Here is a 17,263-nt window from a genome sequence, read left to right as displayed (position 1 = left end):
AAACTCGGGCAACGAATGCCGCGAGAATGCGGACTCACATCCTCACTGCTGTTTGAAATTCGAATCGTGATCTCTCCCCACGTCGTCCCGGCCTTGAGCCGGGACCCATAACCACAGGCCGTTGTGATGCGCTCCGCCGCAACCGCTTGCTCACGCCACAACAACTCCCTGTGGTTATGGGTCCCTGCTTTCGCAGTGGACGACACCGAGAATGTGGTGAACCTGCGCAGCTACTTCCCGGGGATCTTGTCGTCGATGCCTTTGACGTAGAAGTTCATGCCGAGGATCTGGCCGTCGGCGAGATGGTCGCCGCCCTTGCACTCGACTTCCTTGCCGTCCTGCGCGACGACCGGGCACTTGAACGGCTGCAGCTTGCCGGAGGTGATCGCGGCCTGCGTGTCCTCGGCCAGCTTCTTCACGTCGTCAGGCATGTTGGTGTAGGGCGCCATCTCGAACATCTTGGTGTCGAGGCCGCCCCAGATGTCTTCGGACTTCCAGGTGCCGTCGAGTTCGGCCTTCACGCGCGAAATGTAGTAGGGCGCCCAGGTGTCGAGGATCGAGGTGAGCTGGGCCTTCGGACCGAACTTGATCATCTCGGAGTCCTGGCCGAAAGCGAGCTTGCCGCGTTCGCTGGCGATCTGCATCGGCGCCGGCGAGTCCGTGTGCTGCATGATGATGTCGGCGCCCTGATCGAGCAGCGCCTTGGCGGCGTCGGCTTCCTTGCCGGGATCGAACCAGGTGTTCACCCAGATGATCTTGACCTTGATATTGGGATTGATCGACTGCGCGCCGATCATCGTCGCATTGATACCGGAGACGACCTCTGGAATCGGGAATGAGCCGATATAGCCGAGCACGCCGGCCTTCGACATCTTGGCCGCGATCTGGCCCTGGATGTAGCGGCCCTGGTACCAGCGCGCCGAATAGGTCGACATGTTCTTGTCGCGCTTATAGCCCGAGCAGTGCTCGAAATGCACGTTGGGATATTTCTTCGCCACCTTCAGCGTCGGATCCATGTAGCCGAACGAGGTGGTGAAGATCAGCTTGTTGCCGGCGCGGACGAGCTGCTCGATGGCGCGCTCGGCGTCGGGACCTTCGGGCACGTTCTCGAGATAGGTGGTCTCGATCTTGTCGCCGAATTCCTTCACCATCGCCTGGCGGGCCTGTTCGTGCTGATAGGTCCAGCCGAGGTCGCCGACCGGGCCAAGATAGATGAAGCCGACCTTCAGCTTGTCGGCGGCCAAGGCGCCGCTCGAAATGCTTCCGGCGAGCAGAAGCGCGGCGGCGGCCGCAAGCAATGTTTTCCTCATCGTTCAATCTCCAAACAGTCGGGGTGAACCATAGTCCGGACGGCGCGCCCCCATCGCGCACGCCAGGAAACGGAAATCAGCGGTCCGGCACGAAAACGGTGCCGAGCGCGGCGGGCGCGGTCGAGCCGCCGGTGCGGGCGCGCGACAGCAGCACGAGGACGATGACGGTCGCGAGATAAGGCAGCGACGACAGGAACTGCGAGGGAATGCCGATCCCCGCGCCCTGCGCATGAAGTTGCAGAATGGTCACCGCGCCGAACAGATACGCGCCGATCACGAGGCGGCCCGGCAGCCAGGACGCGAACACGACGAGCGCGAGCGCGATCCAGCCGCGGCCCGCGGTCATGCCCGGAATGAAGAACGGCGTGTAGGCAAGCGGCAGGTAGGCGCCTGCGAGTCCCGCGCAGGCGCCGCCGAACATCACCGCGTACAGGCGGATACGCAATACCGGATATCCCAACGCATGAGCCGAAACGTGATTGTCGCCGCAGGCTCGCAGGATCAGACCCGCGCGCGTCCGGTACAGGAACCACCAGACGCCGATGATCAGCACGACAGAGAAATAGACGAAGGCATCCTCGCCAAACAGGATGCGCCCCACGACGGGAATATCCGTCAGGCCCGGAATATAGAGATGTGGCGCCGAGGCGATGCGCTCGCCGACGAAGCCAGCCCCGATCAGGCCGGACAGGCCGATGCCGAGAATGGTGAGCGCAAGCCCGGTGGCGACCTGATTGACCGCGAGGCCAAGCGTCATCGCGGCAAAGATCAGCGACATCAGGGTCCCTGCAACGATGCCGCAAAGGGCGCCAATGGTCGTGGAGCCGGTCAGCAGCGCGCCGCCAAAGCCGCAGGCGGCGCCGACGATCATCATGCCCTCGACGCCAAGATTGAGCACGCCGGAACGCTCGGTCACGAGTTCGCCAGTGGCAGCCAGCAGCAGCGGCGTCGATGCCGCCAGCACCGAGAGGATGATGGCCTCAATGAGCTCCACGGGCCACCTGTCGCGAGGAGGAGATCAGGCGGAAGCGGTACAGGATCAGGGAATCGCAGGCCAGCACGTAGAACAGCAAAATGCCCTGGAACACCTTGGTGACGTCCAACGGGATTTTCATTGCGATCTGGGCCTGCTCGCCGCCGATGAAGGTGAGTGCGAGGAAAAGGCCTGCAATTAGTATTCCAATCGGGTTCAGCCGTCCGAGGAAGGCGACGATGATCGCAGTGAAGCCGTAGCCCGGCGAGATGTTCGGCTGCAGGTGTCCGACCGGACCCGCGACCTCGACGATTCCAGCCAGGCCGGCCAGGGCGCCCGAGATGGCGAACGTCAGGAGGATGAGCTGGTTGGAATTGAATCCGCCGAACCGTGCCGCGCGCGGGGCCGCGCCGACCACGCGGATCTCGAATCCCTTGATGGTCTTGCCGAGCAGCACCGCGCCGGCCGCGACCACGACCAGCGCGATGATGGTGCCGAGATGGAGCCGGCCGCCTTCGACCAGGAGCGGCACGGTCGCGACCGGGTCGAACTCGGCGGTGGTCGGGAAGTTGAAGCCGTTCGGGTCGCGCCACGGGCCGCGCACGAGATAGTCGAGGAAGAGCTCGGCGACATAGACCAGCATCAGCGAAGTCAGGATCTCGCTCGCGCCGAACCTGACCTTGCAGATCGCCGGGATCAGGGCATAGAGCGCGCCGGCGATCGCGCCGAGCAGCAGCATCGCCGGGAACACCCAGTGGCCGACCTCGGTGCCCTGCGTCTTCACCGCCAGCCAGCTTCCGGCCACGGCGCCCATCAGGAATTGGCCTTCGGCGCCGATGTTCCAGGCGTTGGCGAGATAGCAGAGCGACAGGCCGATCGCGATCATCACCAGCGGCGCCGCCTTCACCGCGATCTCCTGTAGCGTATAGCCGTCGGTGAGCGGCTCGATGAAGTAGACGACGAGCGCTGCGAGCGGATTCTTGCCGAGGATCGCGAACAGGATGACCATCGTCACGATCGTCAAACCGATCGCGATCAAAGGCGAGATCAACGCGATGGTGTTGGAGCGTTCGGCGCGCTTCTCAAGCACCAACTGCATGGGCGGCCTCCTTCGGGTCCAGACTGCTGCCGCCCATCAGAAGGCCGAGCTTCTCGCGGCTGGCTTCCGTCGTCGGCATCGGCACGGAGAGCTTGCCGTGAAACATCACCGCAATGCGGTCGGTGATCTCCGCGAGCTCGTCGAGGTCCTGGCTTGTCACCAGCACCGCGGCGCCGGCGGCGGCGAGATCGAGCAGTGCCTGCCGGATCACGGCGGCGGCGCCCGCATCGACGCCCCAGGTCGGCTGGCTGACGACGAGCACGGCGGGGTTGCGCAGGATCTCGCGGCCGACGATGAATTTCTGCAGATTGCCGCCGGAGAGGCTTGCCGCTTCCGGGTCGCGCTTGGCCTTGCGCACGTCGAACGCTTCGGTGGCGCGGTCCACCGTCTTCAAGGTCGCGGCGGTGTTGACGAAGCCGTGCTGGACCATGTCGCTGGCGGCGTGGCCGGTGAGGAGCGCGTTCTCGGAAAGCCGCATCCGCGGCGCGGTGCCGTGGCCGAGCCGCTCTTCCGGCACGAAGGCGGCGCCGAGCTTGCGGCGCTTGGTGATCGACAGATGGCCCGCGGCGATGCCTTCGATCACGACCGTGCCGGGATCCTGCGACAGCCGCTCGCCCGAGAGCGCAGCGAACAATTCGTCCTGGCCGTTGCCGGCGACGCCGGCGATGCCCAGGATTTCACCACCCCTGAGCTCGAACGAGATGTCCTGGAGTCTCACGCCATGCGGATCATCCGGCTCGAGGCTGAGATCGTTGACGACGAGCCGCGGCACGGTGATCTGCCGGCTGGCAGCCGCCTTCACTTCCTTGATCTCGCCGCCGACCATCATGCGCGCCAGCGAGGCGGCGGTCTCCGCCTTGGGGTTGCAGGTCGCGACCTTCTTGCCGCCGCGCAGGATGGTGGCGGTGTCGCACAGCCGCTTCACCTCCTCGAGCTTGTGGCTGATATAGAGGATCGCGCGCCCTTCATCCTTCAGCCGGTTCAGCACGATGAAGAGCTGATCGGCCTCCTGCGGGGTCAGCACGGCGGTGGGTTCGTCGAGGATCAGGAATTTCGGGTTCTGCATCAGTGCGCGGACGATCTCGATTCGTTGCCGCTCGCCGACCGAGAGTTGCCAGACCTCGCGCTTGGGATCGAGCGGAAGCCCGTAGAGATTGGAGACTTGCTCGAGCCGCGCCGAGATGTCCTTGAACGATTCCCTGCCGTCCAGCCCCAGCGCGACGTTCTCGGCCACGGTGAGATTGTCGAACAGCGAGAAATGCTGGAACACCATGCCGATGCCGCGGGCGCGCGCTTCCGACGGGCCGGACAGCACCATCTTCTCGCCCTGCCAGCGCATTTCGCCTTCGCTCGGCTGGATCAATCCGTAGACGGCTTTGACCAGGGTGGACTTGCCGGCCCCGTTCTCGCCGAGCAACGCATGGATCTGCCGGGGCCAGATATCGATGTCGATGGCATCGTTGGCGAGGAAACTGCCGTAGCGTTTGGTAAGACCAACCGTTTGCAGCAGTGGCGGGGCATCTGTGTGGCGCGCGGCGGACGTCGTATCCAGCATCCCTCGAAATCGCATGTAAGAATTGGCTGCCTCAATACTGAGCTACTTTGAACGCGCACGTAAGTAGTGAAAAAGCGCCAGTCCTTGCTCAACTCTTCGGCAGATCGGTTGCCGACGTGATTTCTCTCTCGCGATATGGCGCTACAGTGTTTCGCTGATTGCGCCTTGCTGTTTCCATTTCGAGAACACCACCGCGGCTCGCCTGTTGCATTTTTGTGACGATCGAGACAATTCGAAACCGTCTAAGCAGTGCTGACAAAAAGTTGAGCAACCAAGTTTCGGCTGTCTACGATCACACGCGTGGTGATCGTACCGCGTCGCAAGGCGCTGCGCCGAAACGCCGCAGAAAACCAATAGAAATAGGCAAAAGCGGAAAACGCGCGCCACGCGCGGAGGTTGTTTGCGTGTTTGCGCCGCGCCGCCGGCCACTCCCTAAAACACTGACGTTGCAGTCTTTACGTGCCGAAACTTGCAGCACGCCGTGGAAAAAGTTGAGGCTTCTCACTTCAGGGGAACGGCGCAAGGGTCGTCGCGAAGGGCCTCGAACTTTCGCACGTCAACTTGGGGGTACATCCGAATATGTTCAGTCTTCGCCGAAACCTGGCAGCCGCGGCACTGTCACTTGCCACGCTTGCGCCCGCCGGGTTCGCCAGCGCGGCCGACCTTGCGGTCAAAGCGCCGAAGCCCGCGCCTGATTTGCCGTTCTTCCTGCTGGTCGATAACCGCGTGACCTTCTCCTGGATGCCCAAGGGCACCGATCCCGGCGCATACTCCATTCGGCCGGACGGTTCGATCAACGGCACGACGGCGAAGCAGGTCTACTCCTTCACCCACTTCGACATCTGGACCTATGGCACCAACTTCTTCACGATCTCGATGTTCAAGTCGGGTCAGAACGATCCGGCTTCGCCATGCTCCAACGCCGGCGTGCTGATCACCGGCGCGCCGGCCGATTGCGCCGGCGCCACCGAAATCTACGGCCTGTTCCGCTCGACCTTTGGCTTCAACCAGATCTTCAACACCAAGGCCTTCAGCGTCGGACCGCTCACCAACGTCTCGTTCGAAGTCGGTATGGATGGCAACAGCGAGAACAACTTCCTGGCCCCGGCCAAGCGGCAGGTCGTCGCCGGTCTGCAGTTCGAATTCGCTCTGCCCTATAAGGGCTACTTCAACGTGTCTCCGTTGGCGTCCTGGGAGTTCTCCAACCACAACGCCTTCAACCAGTGCGGACTGTTTGGTCCTGGCATCCCGTACCCGGCTCCCGGCGCCACCTGTCTTCCGGACGGCAACACCAGCTTCAACCCGACCTGGGCGGTCGAAACCAACTACTATATGGACCTCGGCTTCCTGCCGGAGAACATGCAGTTCTTCTCGATCAGCGGCCGTGCTGCCTGGTACGGCAAGAAGGGCGACCAGAACAATCCGCTGGTTGGCTTCGGTACCGGTCCGTTCAGCACCGCTACTGCCGTCGAGTTCAACAGCGAGCCGATCCGTCTGACCTTCGACGCCAGCAAGGCGATTTGGGGACCGAAGTACACCCACTTCGTCGATCTCTGGGTTGCCTATCGCTACTGGCAGAACAAGTTCGGCCTCGACCACAACGCAGCGCCTGGCGTCTGCACTCTCACCAATGCGGCCGGCGTGACGGTCAGCACCAATAGCTGCACCGAGTCGACGGTCTACGGCGGTATCACCGTGAAGTTCTAATCACCTACCCGTTCTCCAGGTGAACTGGGCGCTGCGACGAACCTCGCGGCGCCATTTTTTTCAGACGCGTGGACAAGACGCAGGCGAGTCGCGACGACAATCCTTCGCACGCTATTTCTGCCAGAGGTCCGCGTGCAGCTCCGCAGCCTCGTCCTCGATCAACGGTCCCACGATGTCGGTCGGTCGTTGTCCGGTCCGGAACACTTCGCGGCAGGGCAGGTCGAGCGTCGGATTTTCCGGATGATTGCCGGTGATCTCGCGCAGGCGATGTTCGCTTAAGCCGTAGACCAGGCGCCCGATACCGGCCCAGTAGATCGCGCCCGAGCACATCGCGCAGGGCTCTGCGGACGAATAGAGCGTCGCGTGTTTGAGGACCTCAGGCGCCAGCGTCGTACAGGCCTTGGTTGCCAGCAGGCGCTCGGCATGCGCGGTGCCGTCGTGGGACGGCATATAGCCGTTCTCCACTTCCATCAGCACGTTGCGATTCTTGTCGACCAGAACCGAGCCGAACGGATGGTTGCCGTGGGTGACGGAGCGGCGGGCGACCTCGAAGGAACGCCGCAGGAAATGCAGGTCCGCCTCTTCCTGGGTGAGCGAAGAAATATCCGTCATCAATGCCCTGCCATGTGCCGACCGATCTCGGTGAGATCGGCTTCACTGGCGCGGGCCTCGTGGACGAACTCACCGTGGAACATCACGACCAGACGGTCGGAAAGTTCGAGCAGTTCGTCAAGGTCTTCGCTGACAAGAAGCACCGCCGCGCCGCGGTTGCGCGCCGCCATGATCTCGGCATGTATTTGCGCCACCGCCGCGAAATCGAGCCCGAAGCAGGGATTGGCCGCGATCAGCACCTCGACCTCGCCGCCGAGCTCGCGCGCCAGCACCGCGCGCTGCACGTTGCCGCCCGAGAGCGCGGCGATCGGCGTATCCGGCGTGCGGGTCTTGATCTTGTAGAGGCCGATCTTGCGTTCGGCGTTCCTGCGAAAGGCCGCACCGCTCAGCCACCAGCCGCCCTTGGCGAAGGGCGCGCGGTCGAATTCGCGGAAGGCGATATTGTCGGCCACGCTCATGCCGCCGACGCAGGCGTTCTTGAGCGGCTCCTCCGGCAATAGCGACATCTTGTGCCGGCGCATCTCTTCGCGCGTCGCCGAATAGCGCTCGCCGCGGATGCGGATTTCGCCACTGTCGGCGTCGCGCTGGCCGGCGAGGACTTCCACGAGCTGCCGCTGGCCGTTGCCGGAGACGCCGGCGATGCCGACGATCTCGCCGCCGCGGACCGTGAGCGAGACGTTGCGGACGGCGACCGCGCCGGCATCGTCCAGCGCGGTGAGCCTGTCGAGCTCGAGGCGCGCCTCGCCGACTTCGCCGACGCGGGCTGGCTGCACCGTCAATTGCTCAGCGCCGATCATGGTGCGCGCCATGTCGTCCGGCGTGAGGTCGGCGACGCGGCCCTGGCCGGCGAGTTTTCCGCGCCGCAGGATCGTCACCTCATCGGCAAAGGCCATCACCTCGCGGAACTTGTGCGTGATCATCAGGATGGTCAATTCTCCTGATACGACCATCGTGCGCAGCATCCCCAAGACTTCGTCGGCCTCGCCCGGCGTCAGCACCGAGGTCGGCTCGTCCAGGATCAGGAAGCGCCGCTTCAGATAGAGCTGCTTGAGGATCTCGCACTTCTGACGTTCGCCGGCGGAGATGTCCGAGACCTTGGCGTTAAGCGGCACCTTGAACGGCATCCGCGCCAGGAACAACTCGAGCTCCCTCTTTTCTCTGCCCCAGTCCACCACCGCCGGCACGTCGTCGCGCGCCAGCACCAGGTTCTCCGCCACCGTCATTGCCGGCACCAGGGTGAAATGCTGGTAGACCATGCCGAGCCCGAGCGCGTGCGCGTCCTTCGGGTTGCCGATCTTCTGCTCGCGCCCGCCGATCAGGATGTCGCCTTCGGTCGCGTGATAATAGCCCATGATGCACTTCACCAGCGTGCTCTTGCCCGCACCGTTCTCGCCGAGCAGCGCATGGAAGGAGCCGGGGCGCACCTTCAATTCGACATTGTCGAGCGCCAGGAAATCGCCGAAGCGCATGGTCATGGCGATGGCGTCGACGCCGAAGGCGCCGGTGGGGGCGGGCGTCTCGCCGATGATCACGAGATCGCTCCGATCAGGTCGGCGGATTTCGCCACCGCGCCGAAAACGCCACCCTGCATCTTGATCATCTTCAGCGCATGATCGTGATTGCCCTTGTCGGTCGCGCCGCAGCAATCCTCGATCAGCACGCATTCGAAGCCGCGGTCGTTGGCCTCGCGCATCGTGGTGTGGACGCAGACGTCGGTGGTGATGCCGGTCAGCACGATGTTCTCGATGCCGCGCAGGCGCAGCATCAGTTCCAGGTCGGTCGCGCAGAACGAGCCCTTGCCGGGCTTGTCGATGATCGGCTCGCCCGGCAGCGGCGCAAGATCCGGGATGATCTCCCAGCCGGGCTCGCCGCGCACCAGGATGCGACCGCAGGGGCCGGGATCGCCAATGCCGGCGCCGATCTGGCGCGAGCGCCAGCGCTTGTTGGCGGGAAGGTCGGCGAGATCGGGGCGGTGGCCCTCGCGCGTGTGGATGATGTGATAGCCTTGGCTACGCATCAGCGCGAGCAATCGCTTGATCGGCTCGATCGGCGCCCGCGTCAGCGACAGGTCGTAGCCCATCTTGTCGACATAGCCGCCGACGCCGCAGAAATCGGTCTGCATGTCGATGATGATAAGCGCGGTGTTTTCCGGGCGCAGGTCGCCGTTGTAAGGCCAGGCGTAGGGCTCGGACTTGATATAGCGCTCGGGCATGGACGACCTCGTTCCTGCGCGTGTTATCGGGTGATGGAAAGTTCGGCCGGCGCGCCGGTCAGCGTGCGCTTCGGTGAGCAGGTGATGACCATGATCGCAAGCGTCAGGATGTACGGCGCGGCATTGAACAGGTGATAGCCCGAGGTGACGCCGACCGATTGCAGTGCCGGTCCGAGCGCCGCGGCGCCGCCGAAGGCGAGCGACGCCCACAGGCAGAGCAGGGGATCCCAGCGCGCGAAGATCACGAGCGCGACCGCCGTGATGCCCTGGCCGCTGGAGAGACCTTCGTTCCAGCTTCCGGGGTAGAACAGCGACAGGAATGAGCCGCCGATCCCGGCGAGGAAGCCGCCGACCATCGTCGCGCGCAGCCGGATCAGCAGCACCGAATAGCCCATCGCTCGCGCCGCATCCGAGCTCTCGCCGGCGGTGCGGATCAAAAGGCCCCAGCGCGTGGTCTTGAATGCCCAATAGAGAATGGGCGCGATCGCAACCCCGATCAGGAACAGGACATTGATGCGGAGGGCGGCGCGGACCTGTGGAATGTCGCTCCACCAGCCGAAGTCGATCGCGGGCAGGCGCGGCGCGGTCGGCTCGATCAGCGGCTTGCCGAGGAAGAAGGCGAGCCCGATGCCGAACAGCATCAGCGCAATGCCGACCGCGATGTCGTTGACCCGCGGCAATGAGCAGATGCCGGCATGGAGCGCGCCGAGCAGCGACCCGGTGACGCCGGCCGCGAGCACGCCGAGCCAGGGCGAGCCGGTGAGATAGGAGATGCCGTAGGCGCTCATCGCGCCCATCACCAGCGTGCCCTCGAGGCCGAGATTGATGCGGCCGCTGCGTTCGGTGATGCATTCCCCCAAGCTGACGAACAGGAACGGCGTCGACACGCGGATGGCGCCGCCGAGCACGGCGAGCGGGACGGTCCACAGCCCGATCGATGCGTCTGCCATGTCAGGACTTTCCCTTCAGGAAGCCGATGCGTCCGTAGAGCGCGTCGCTCGCCAGCACGAACACGAAGATGATGCCCTGCAGCACCAGCACGGACGCGTCAGGCAGTCCGAGCCGCCGCTGCAGGAGGCCGCCGCTGGCGCTGATGCCGCCGAGCAGGATCGCGACCGGAATCACCGCGAGCGGATTCTGCCGCGACAGGAACGCGACCAGGATGCCGGTGAAGCCGTAGCCCGCGGCGAGATTGGCGTTGGTGCGGCCCTGGACAGCCGCGACCTCGATCATGCCTGCAAGGCCCGCGCAGGCGCCTGCGAGAAAGCAAATCGTCATAATCAGCTTGCCGACTCCAAGGCCAACAATCTTTGCCGCGCGGATGTTGCCGCCGGCGACCCGCGCGGCGAAGCCGAACGTGGTGTGATAGATCAGGATGTAGGCGGCGATCGCGCAAGTGAGGCCGAACACCAGGCCCCAATGCACGTCGGTGCCGGGGATGGTGCCGATCATGTTGGCGGCACCGATCTCCCGCGTCGACGGCTTGTTGAGGCTGGCGGGATCGCGCATCACGCCTTCGACGAGATGGTTGAGGATCGCGAGCGCGATATAGACCAGCAGCAGGCTCGAGATCGTCTCGTTGACGCCGCGATATTGCCGGAGCGCGCCCGACAATGTGATCCACAGTCCGCCGCCGATCACGCCGGCAATGACCATCGCGACCTGCACCACCAGTGGCGGCGCCCACGGCATCGCGAGCGCGGTGCTGGTGGCGGCCAGCGCGCCGATCAGGAGCGCACCTTCGCCGCCGATGATGACCATGCCGAGCTGCGCAGGGAGCGCCGTGCAGAGCGCGGTGAGGATCAGGGGTGCAGCGCGGGTCAGCGTGTTCTGCCAGGAGAACCAGGTGCCGAACGCGCCCTGGTACATGTAGAAATAAAGATCGAGCGGGTTCCTGCCGTAAAGCGCGACGAACACGCCGAAGGTCGCGAGCGCGCCGATCAGGGCGGCGCCCGGGATCAGGACGTATTCGATGGTGGCGCCGTAGCGCTGGAGGAAACCGGGATCGGCGGCCGGGGCGACCCCGACCGCCTCGACGGTCTCGGCCGCGTCAGCCGTGTCTGTCGTCACGAAGTCGCTCCGATCACTCCTTCGATCAGATAGTCCATCTTCTCGAGCTCGGGATCCTTCTGGCCGCGGTCGACGCCGGATGCGATCACCGTCTTGCCCTTGTTGTCGAGGATCGGACCCCTGAAGATGGTGTATTCGCCGGCGACGAGCTTTGCCTTCATCTCGTCGGCATGCTTGCGCGCTTCGGCCGAGACCGCCTCGCCATAGGGCGAGCATTTGACGATCTCCTCCTTCAGGCCGCCGCGATAGAAGTTCGGGATCGACTCGCCCGACGTGACCATCTTCACGAATTTCGGATAGAGCGCTTCCCAGTTCCATTCGGCGCCGGTGAGATAAGCCTTTGGCGCCAGCGGGGACTGGTTGACGTGATAGCCGCAGACGAAAGCGCCGCGGCGTGCGGCATTCTCGACCATGGTCTTCGGGCCATCGACGTGGCACGTCAGCACATCGACGCCCTGGTCGATCAGGCTGTTGGTGGCTTCGGCTTCCTTCACCGGCATCGACCAGTCGCCGGTGAAGATCACCTGCGTCGTTGCCTTCGGGTTGGCGAGCTTGGCGCCCAGCGTGAACGCGTTGATGTTACGCAGCACCTGCGGGATCGGCTTGGCCGCGACGAAGCCGAGCTTGCCGCTCTTGGTCGAATAGCCCGCGACGATGCCGGAGATGAACTGCGCCTCGTCGATATAGCCGAAATAGCTGCCGGCGTTCTTCGGGTCCTTGTCGGTCCACAAGCCGCCGCAATGCTCGAAGCGGATCTTCGGATATTTGTTCGCGACCTTGATCATGTGCGGATTGAAATATCCGAACGAGGTCGGGAACAGCAGCGTGGAGCCGTCGAGATTGATCATCGACTCCATGGTCTTCTCGACCGCGTCCGTCTCCGGCACTTTCTCTTCCTCGACCACCTTGATGCCGGAGAGTTTCTTCAGCGCCGCCGCGCCTTGTGCATGCGCCTGGTTGTAGCCGTAGTCGTCGCGCGACCCGACATAGATGAAGCCGATGGTGGTGTCGGCCGCCTGCGCCGTGCGGGCACCGATCGTGCCGCCCAGCGCCAGCGCGGCGCCGCCTTGCAACAAATGCCGTCGTGAAATCCTGCTGAAATCCATTGCCTGCTCCCCTGGGGCGGTCCAGCCGCCGGTCGTTTCGCATCCGCGCCAACGGCGGAGCTCAGACAGGATGTCGCAAGCTTCGTGCCAGAGCCTATTTGGCGGGCATAAAATACCAATCTATTGAAATTGCATGAGTATTATTCGATGCTACATTCCGCTCAAACTTTGAGCGCGGCGCGTCAGCCTAATTGTTGAGCGTTGTCGAATAATTGTATGCAAGGCGGTTAAGCATTGTGGGGGCGTTGATCATGCGAAAACACCCTGGCATTGAACTTGTATCGATCCGGGCGCGGGAATCGAAGCGGCGCTTCACTGGAAAAGCATGAGCAAGACAGAGACGGCGGGAGCCGGGACCAGGGCATCCTTGCTTGGCGAGGAGATCGTTGCCCGCATCAATGAGCTTGCGACGATATCCGAAACGCCTGAGCATCTGGCGCGAATCTATCTGACGCCCGAGCACCGCAAGGCGGCCGATCTCCTTCTGTCCTGGATGCGCGAGGCCGGGATGAGCGCGCATCTCGACGCGATAGGTAATGTCTGCGGCCGCTACGAGGGCGAAGCGCCCAGCCTGCCGTGCCTGATGCTGGGCTCGCATTACGACACGGTGCGTGACGCCGGCAAATGGGATGGGCCGCTCGGCCTGATCACCGCGATCTCCTGTGTCGCCGATCTCAACCGGCGCGGTCGCCGATTGCCGTTCGCGATCGAGGTGACCGGCTTTGCCGACGAGGAGGGGGTGCGCTTTGCTTCGACGCTGCTCGGCAGCCGCGCGGTCGCCGGTACCTTCGATGAAAGCGTGCTGAACGCGCGCGACCACGCGGGCATCTCGATGCGCGAGGCGATGATCGCCTTCGGGCTTGACCCCAACCATGTCGGCGCCGCCGCGCGCGCCCGCCGTGAACTGCTCGCCTATGTCGAGCTGCATATCGAGCAGGGGCCGGTGCTGGAAGAGAAAGGCCTGCCTGTCGGCGTCGTGACCGCGATCGCCGGCGCCACGCGGCTTGCGGCAAAGCTCACGGGCATGGCCGGTCATGCCGGCACCGTGCCGATGGCGCTCCGGCGCGACGCGCTGACGGGCGCCGCCGAATGCATCACGGCGATCGAGGAATTCTGCAAGAGCGACGGCGGCGGCCTGGTCGGCACTGTCGGCTATATCGATGCGATGCCGGGCGCAACCAACGTTATTCCGGGAAAGGTTTCCTTCACGATCGACATCCGCGCGCCTACCGACATGCATCGCAAGCGCGCGGTTGCGGACATCGTTCGCCAGATCGAGATGATCGCAAAACGCCGCGAGCTTGCGCTGCAACTCGACGTCACCCACGAAAACCGCACAGTGCCCTGCGCACCCTGGCTGAAGGCGCAGGTGGCGCAGGCGGTCGCCGGCGAAGGTTTTGCCGTGTTCGAGCTGCCGAGCGGGGCGGGGCATGACGGCATGGCCATGATCGACATCGCCGACGTCGCCATGCTCTTCGTCCGCTGCCGCGGCGGCATCAGCCATCATCCCGACGAGCATGTTGAGCTTGCCGATGCCGATGCCGGCGCGCGCGTGCTGCTGCGGTTGATCGAGAATTTCCGGCCGCGCGAAGACGTAGCGTAGGGTGGGCAAAGCGAAGCGTGCCCACCATTCACGAGCGGTGCAAGAGATGGTGGGCACGCTTCGCTTTGCCCACCCTACAAATCACTCCGCCGCTTTCGCTGTTTTTCCGAACATGCGCGTCGGTGCCGGGAAGCCGCAGGAGGTCCCATCGGTGATCTTGACCTGATCCTCCCAGGGCAAGCGGAAAGTGCCGGCCACCATATCCTGCATGAAAGTGTAGGGACAATCCATCGCGCCGCCCTTCACCGCGACATAGCCGCGGTGCCAGAGCTGGTAGATGTTGTTCTCGACGCCCCAGTTGATCCGTGCTTCGCGCACCAGATCGGGCCGCACCTCGGCGGTGATGATCTCGTCCGCTCGGCCGGTCGTGCCGTGGGCGATGATGGTGCCGTCGAAATTGACGATCATGCCTTCCCCCATGGAATCGAACGAGCCGTCGGAGCCGCACATGCAGACATTCGCGGTCACCATCAGGTTCTGGAACGCGTTGGCCTGATTGGTGAAGCGCCAGCTCTCGCGGATCGGCGCGGTGTAGCCGGCGGTGCGGATCATGATCTCGGCGCCCTTGTAGGCGCATTCGCGCGCCATCTCCGGGAACATGCCGTCATGGCAGATGATCAGCGCGATCTTGGCGCCCTTCGGTCCTTCGATGACGGGAATGCCGATGTCGCCGGGCTCCCACGGCTCGACCGGAATCCAGGGATGGAATTTGCGATAGTAGAGCTTGATATCGCCGTGGTCGTCGATGATCAGGCCTGAATTATAAGGGTTGCCGTCGGGATTGTACTCCATGATGGAGAAGCAGCCCCAGATATTGTTGTCGATGCAGGCCTGCTTGAACGCGGCGACTTCCGGTCCATCGAGCCGGCACATGATTTCCGGATTGGTGTCCATCGACAGGCCGTGCAGCGAATATTCCGGAAACACGACGAGGTCCATCGTGGACAGATTGCGCCGCGCCTTGCCGACCATCCAGACGATCTTATCGGTCTGTTTCGCGAGATCGGCCTTGGTCACCACCGCGGGCAATTGCAATTGAACGAGCCCGATCACGACGCCGTTGGGTGATTTGTTGAGGCCGCCAAGTCCGTTCATGTCGAACTCCCTGTTCCTTGCGTCTTGCGGATTTGCGCAGAGCAAATCCGATTTCTGCCTATATAAAAAGACTATTTTTCAGGCGCTGCAATCGCCTCGAATTCCCCAAGCGTCGGCGTCAGCATCTCGAAGCGGTCGCGGATGGTGGCGCAGGTGTTGCCGCCGAGACGTGCGATGGCATCGAGCTTGGTCGGATCGATCCGCAGGCGCTCGGCATCGACCACTTCGCGCCGATAATGCGCAAAGACGATCTCGCCGAGAATGATCTGGCGGGACTTGCCGAGTTCCAGCGTGACGTGACGGCGGCACTCGAAGGCGGCGGGCGCCTCCTTGATCCAGGGCGAGGCCACCTCGGTCCCGGGCATGGCGGTCAAGCCGGCGGCCTCGAGTTCATCGCGGCCGGCTGCAAATGGTACCGCGCAGACATGCATCGCTTCCGCAATCGCATGCGAGACGATGTTGACGGTGAAGACTTCGGTCAGGCGGATATTGAGCGCGGTGTCCTTGAACGACATGTCGGGATGGTTTTCGACCCCGAGCGCGAGGATCGGCGGGTCCGCGGAGAGACAGTTGAAGAAGCTGAACGGGGCGGCATTGATGCGCCCTTGCAGATCGACCGTCGTCACCAGCGCGATCGGCCGTGGCACCACGGTGCCGATCATCAATTTGTAGCGCTCGCGCGCCGACAACTTGCGGAAGTCGAACGTGACTTCATCTTGAGTTAATTCCTGGGCGGGAATCGCGTCCATCGCTCAGGTCTCGATTGCCGGCGCGCCGGCATGGGCCTGCAGGAAGCGCTCTTCCCACCAGGAGAACAGGATGTCGCGCAGCGCCGCCGCATCATCATCGCCATAGATATCCGTGAGCTTGACCGCGTCGAACATCGCCATTTCCTCTGAGGTCAGCGCAACCGGAAGCTCCGTGAGCACGATTGGTGTGTTCGGAAACTCCGGCTTGTAGTTAGGATCGCGTCGTAAGGCGCGGTCGCTCTTGATGACCGGGTTCTTGAAATCCTTCGGCGTTCGTTGGCTCGCGAGCACCGGCGTCTTCGGCACGCTGGCGAGGTCGGCCTCGCTCGCCTCGAACACTGTGAGCTTCAGCGGCTTCAGGGCAAAGTTGCTGGTCTTCATCACGTCGGCGCCGCAGACGTTGGGCACCGCCAACACGTCCATCAAGGCGAGCAGGTCGACGTAATCGCCGGCCTTGGTGGTCTGGCGTGTCATGTAGGCATGGCCGTCGGCGTCGACGCCGGTGCACATGAACAGGTTGAAGGAATCATGCACGTCGTCGGGCGTCAGCCCGTATTCGCGCTGTGCTTCCGCCTGGATGTCGTGGCAATTTGTGTGCACGGAAAAGCCGTAGGCCGCTTCATAGACATAGGCGCTGCAGCGCGGGAACAGCACGTCGTTGCGGCCGACCGTGTCTTCGAGGATATAGAGCATCGCACGCTCGCGCGGCGGCGCCGACCACATGAAGGTGCCCTTGGTCGGGTGGAATCCGTGCACGGTGCGGGTACGGCCGCAATGCATGAACTCCTTGTAGTCATGCAAATTGAAGCAGTTGAAGTCGGCGCACTGGCCGCCCTCGACCTGCTCGATCCGCAGAATCTGCCCCTTCAACAATTCGATCGCCTTGCCAGTCCCCGGCTCGAGGATCCATTCCGATATGATCTTGCGCGTGGTCATCGCGAGCTTCCGGTGAGGTCAGCTTTTCTGGCGTCGGCGTATTCGCGCAAAGCGATCCTGACCAGTGCCGCGCGATCGGGCGCGACGCCTTGCGCGATGGTGCGGTCCATCAGCTCGAGCTGCTGCTGGTTCAATCGCAGTTTGATGACCGTATCATTCATGGCATTTCCTCTGCAGCGATCCGAGAAGGTAATATCCTGTATACAGAACTGCGCTCCACGAGATGTCGAGCTGCA

16 protein-coding genes are annotated in these 17,263 nt (G+C 63.6%); 2 read left to right on the top strand and 14 right to left on the bottom strand.

Annotated elements, in window-relative coordinates:
• Positions 1-230 precede the first annotated feature (230 nt).
• The 4 genes from ACVJGD_RS14470 to ACVJGD_RS14455 all read right to left on the bottom strand — a co-directional run bounded on the left by ACVJGD_RS14470 (position 231) and on the right by ACVJGD_RS14455 (position 4,937).
• Complete coding sequence (locus ACVJGD_RS14470) at positions 231-1,310, bottom strand: BMP family ABC transporter substrate-binding protein (RefSeq protein WP_456634971.1); 1,080 nt, start codon at positions 1,308-1,310, stop codon at positions 231-233.
• A 76-nt stretch (positions 1,311-1,386) separates the two neighbouring features.
• Positions 1,387-2,304, bottom strand: coding sequence for an ABC transporter permease (locus ACVJGD_RS14465; protein WP_456634970.1), 918 nt, complete (start codon positions 2,302-2,304; stop codon positions 1,387-1,389).
• Positions 2,291-3,382: an ABC transporter permease gene (locus ACVJGD_RS14460; RefSeq protein ID WP_456634969.1), complete on the bottom strand. Its 1,092-nt coding sequence runs from the start codon at positions 3,380-3,382 to the stop codon at positions 2,291-2,293. The genes ACVJGD_RS14465 and ACVJGD_RS14460 overlap by 14 nt, the downstream gene beginning before the upstream one ends.
• Positions 3,366-4,937, bottom strand: coding sequence for an ABC transporter ATP-binding protein (locus tag ACVJGD_RS14455; RefSeq protein WP_456634968.1), 1,572 nt, complete (start codon positions 4,935-4,937; stop codon positions 3,366-3,368). Before ACVJGD_RS14455 ends, ACVJGD_RS14460 begins: the two co-directional genes overlap by 17 nt.
• A 579-nt stretch (positions 4,938-5,516) precedes the next feature.
• Here ACVJGD_RS14455 and ACVJGD_RS14450 point away from each other — a divergent pair.
• Entirely contained in the window at positions 5,517-6,644 is a 1,128-nt protein-coding gene (locus ACVJGD_RS14450; protein WP_456634967.1) for a hypothetical protein, read from the top strand.
• Positions 6,645-6,755: 111 nt separating this feature from the next.
• Here ACVJGD_RS14450 and ACVJGD_RS14445 read toward each other — a convergent pair whose 3' ends face one another.
• From ACVJGD_RS14445 to ACVJGD_RS14420, 6 genes are read right to left on the bottom strand one after another with little or no spacing between them, the layout of a single operon-like run.
• Positions 6,756-7,256, bottom strand: coding sequence for a nucleoside deaminase (locus ACVJGD_RS14445; protein ID WP_456634966.1), 501 nt, complete (start codon positions 7,254-7,256; stop codon positions 6,756-6,758).
• The gene (locus tag ACVJGD_RS14440) at positions 7,256-8,788 is read right to left on the bottom strand and encodes an ABC transporter ATP-binding protein (protein WP_456634965.1); all 1,533 of its coding nucleotides are present in this window, start codon (positions 8,786-8,788) and stop codon (positions 7,256-7,258) included. The genes ACVJGD_RS14445 and ACVJGD_RS14440 overlap by 1 nt, the downstream gene beginning before the upstream one ends.
• Complete coding sequence (gene biuH, locus ACVJGD_RS14435; RefSeq protein ID WP_456634964.1) at positions 8,785-9,468, bottom strand: biuret amidohydrolase; 684 nt, start codon at positions 9,466-9,468, stop codon at positions 8,785-8,787. The genes ACVJGD_RS14440 and biuH overlap by 4 nt, the downstream gene beginning before the upstream one ends.
• 23 nt (positions 9,469-9,491) lie before the next feature.
• Positions 9,492-10,418, bottom strand: a complete 927-nt coding sequence (locus tag ACVJGD_RS14430; RefSeq protein ID WP_456634963.1) for an ABC transporter permease — start codon at positions 10,416-10,418, stop codon at positions 9,492-9,494.
• 1 nt (position 10,419) lies between these two features.
• Entirely contained in the window at positions 10,420-11,538 is a 1,119-nt protein-coding gene (locus tag ACVJGD_RS14425; RefSeq protein WP_456634962.1) for an ABC transporter permease, read from the bottom strand.
• Positions 11,535-12,644, bottom strand: coding sequence for a BMP family ABC transporter substrate-binding protein (locus tag ACVJGD_RS14420; RefSeq protein WP_456634961.1), 1,110 nt, complete (start codon positions 12,642-12,644; stop codon positions 11,535-11,537). Before ACVJGD_RS14420 ends, ACVJGD_RS14425 begins: the two co-directional genes overlap by 4 nt.
• 325 nt (positions 12,645-12,969) lie before the next feature.
• Between ACVJGD_RS14420 and ACVJGD_RS14415 the strand changes: the two genes are divergently transcribed.
• The gene (locus tag ACVJGD_RS14415; RefSeq protein WP_456634960.1) at positions 12,970-14,247 is read left to right on the top strand and encodes an allantoate amidohydrolase; all 1,278 of its coding nucleotides are present in this window, start codon (positions 12,970-12,972) and stop codon (positions 14,245-14,247) included.
• 81 nt (positions 14,248-14,328) lie between these two features.
• On the opposite strand, the gene ACVJGD_RS14410 is transcribed toward ACVJGD_RS14415, so the two are convergent.
• The 4 genes from ACVJGD_RS14410 to ACVJGD_RS14395 form a co-directional block, all read right to left on the bottom strand.
• The gene (locus tag ACVJGD_RS14410) at positions 14,329-15,342 is read right to left on the bottom strand and encodes a formamidase (protein ID WP_456634959.1); all 1,014 of its coding nucleotides are present in this window, start codon (positions 15,340-15,342) and stop codon (positions 14,329-14,331) included.
• Positions 15,343-15,413: 71 nt separating this feature from the next.
• Entirely contained in the window at positions 15,414-16,091 is a 678-nt protein-coding gene (locus ACVJGD_RS14405) for a flavin reductase family protein (RefSeq protein WP_456634958.1), read from the bottom strand.
• A 3-nt stretch (positions 16,092-16,094) separates the two neighbouring features.
• Positions 16,095-17,027 (bottom strand): DUF1989 domain-containing protein, encoded by a 933-nt coding sequence (locus ACVJGD_RS14400; RefSeq protein ID WP_456634957.1) that lies wholly within the window; start codon positions 17,025-17,027, stop codon positions 16,095-16,097.
• The gene (locus tag ACVJGD_RS14395; RefSeq protein WP_456634956.1) at positions 17,024-17,188 is read right to left on the bottom strand and encodes a hypothetical protein; all 165 of its coding nucleotides are present in this window, start codon (positions 17,186-17,188) and stop codon (positions 17,024-17,026) included. Before ACVJGD_RS14395 ends, ACVJGD_RS14400 begins: the two co-directional genes overlap by 4 nt.
• Positions 17,189-17,263 lie beyond the last annotated feature (75 nt).

This window comes from Bradyrhizobium sp. USDA 10063 (assembly GCF_054063735.1).
The sequence above is the reverse complement of the archived record's forward strand: the minus strand, read 5'-3'. Positions and strand labels throughout refer to the sequence as shown.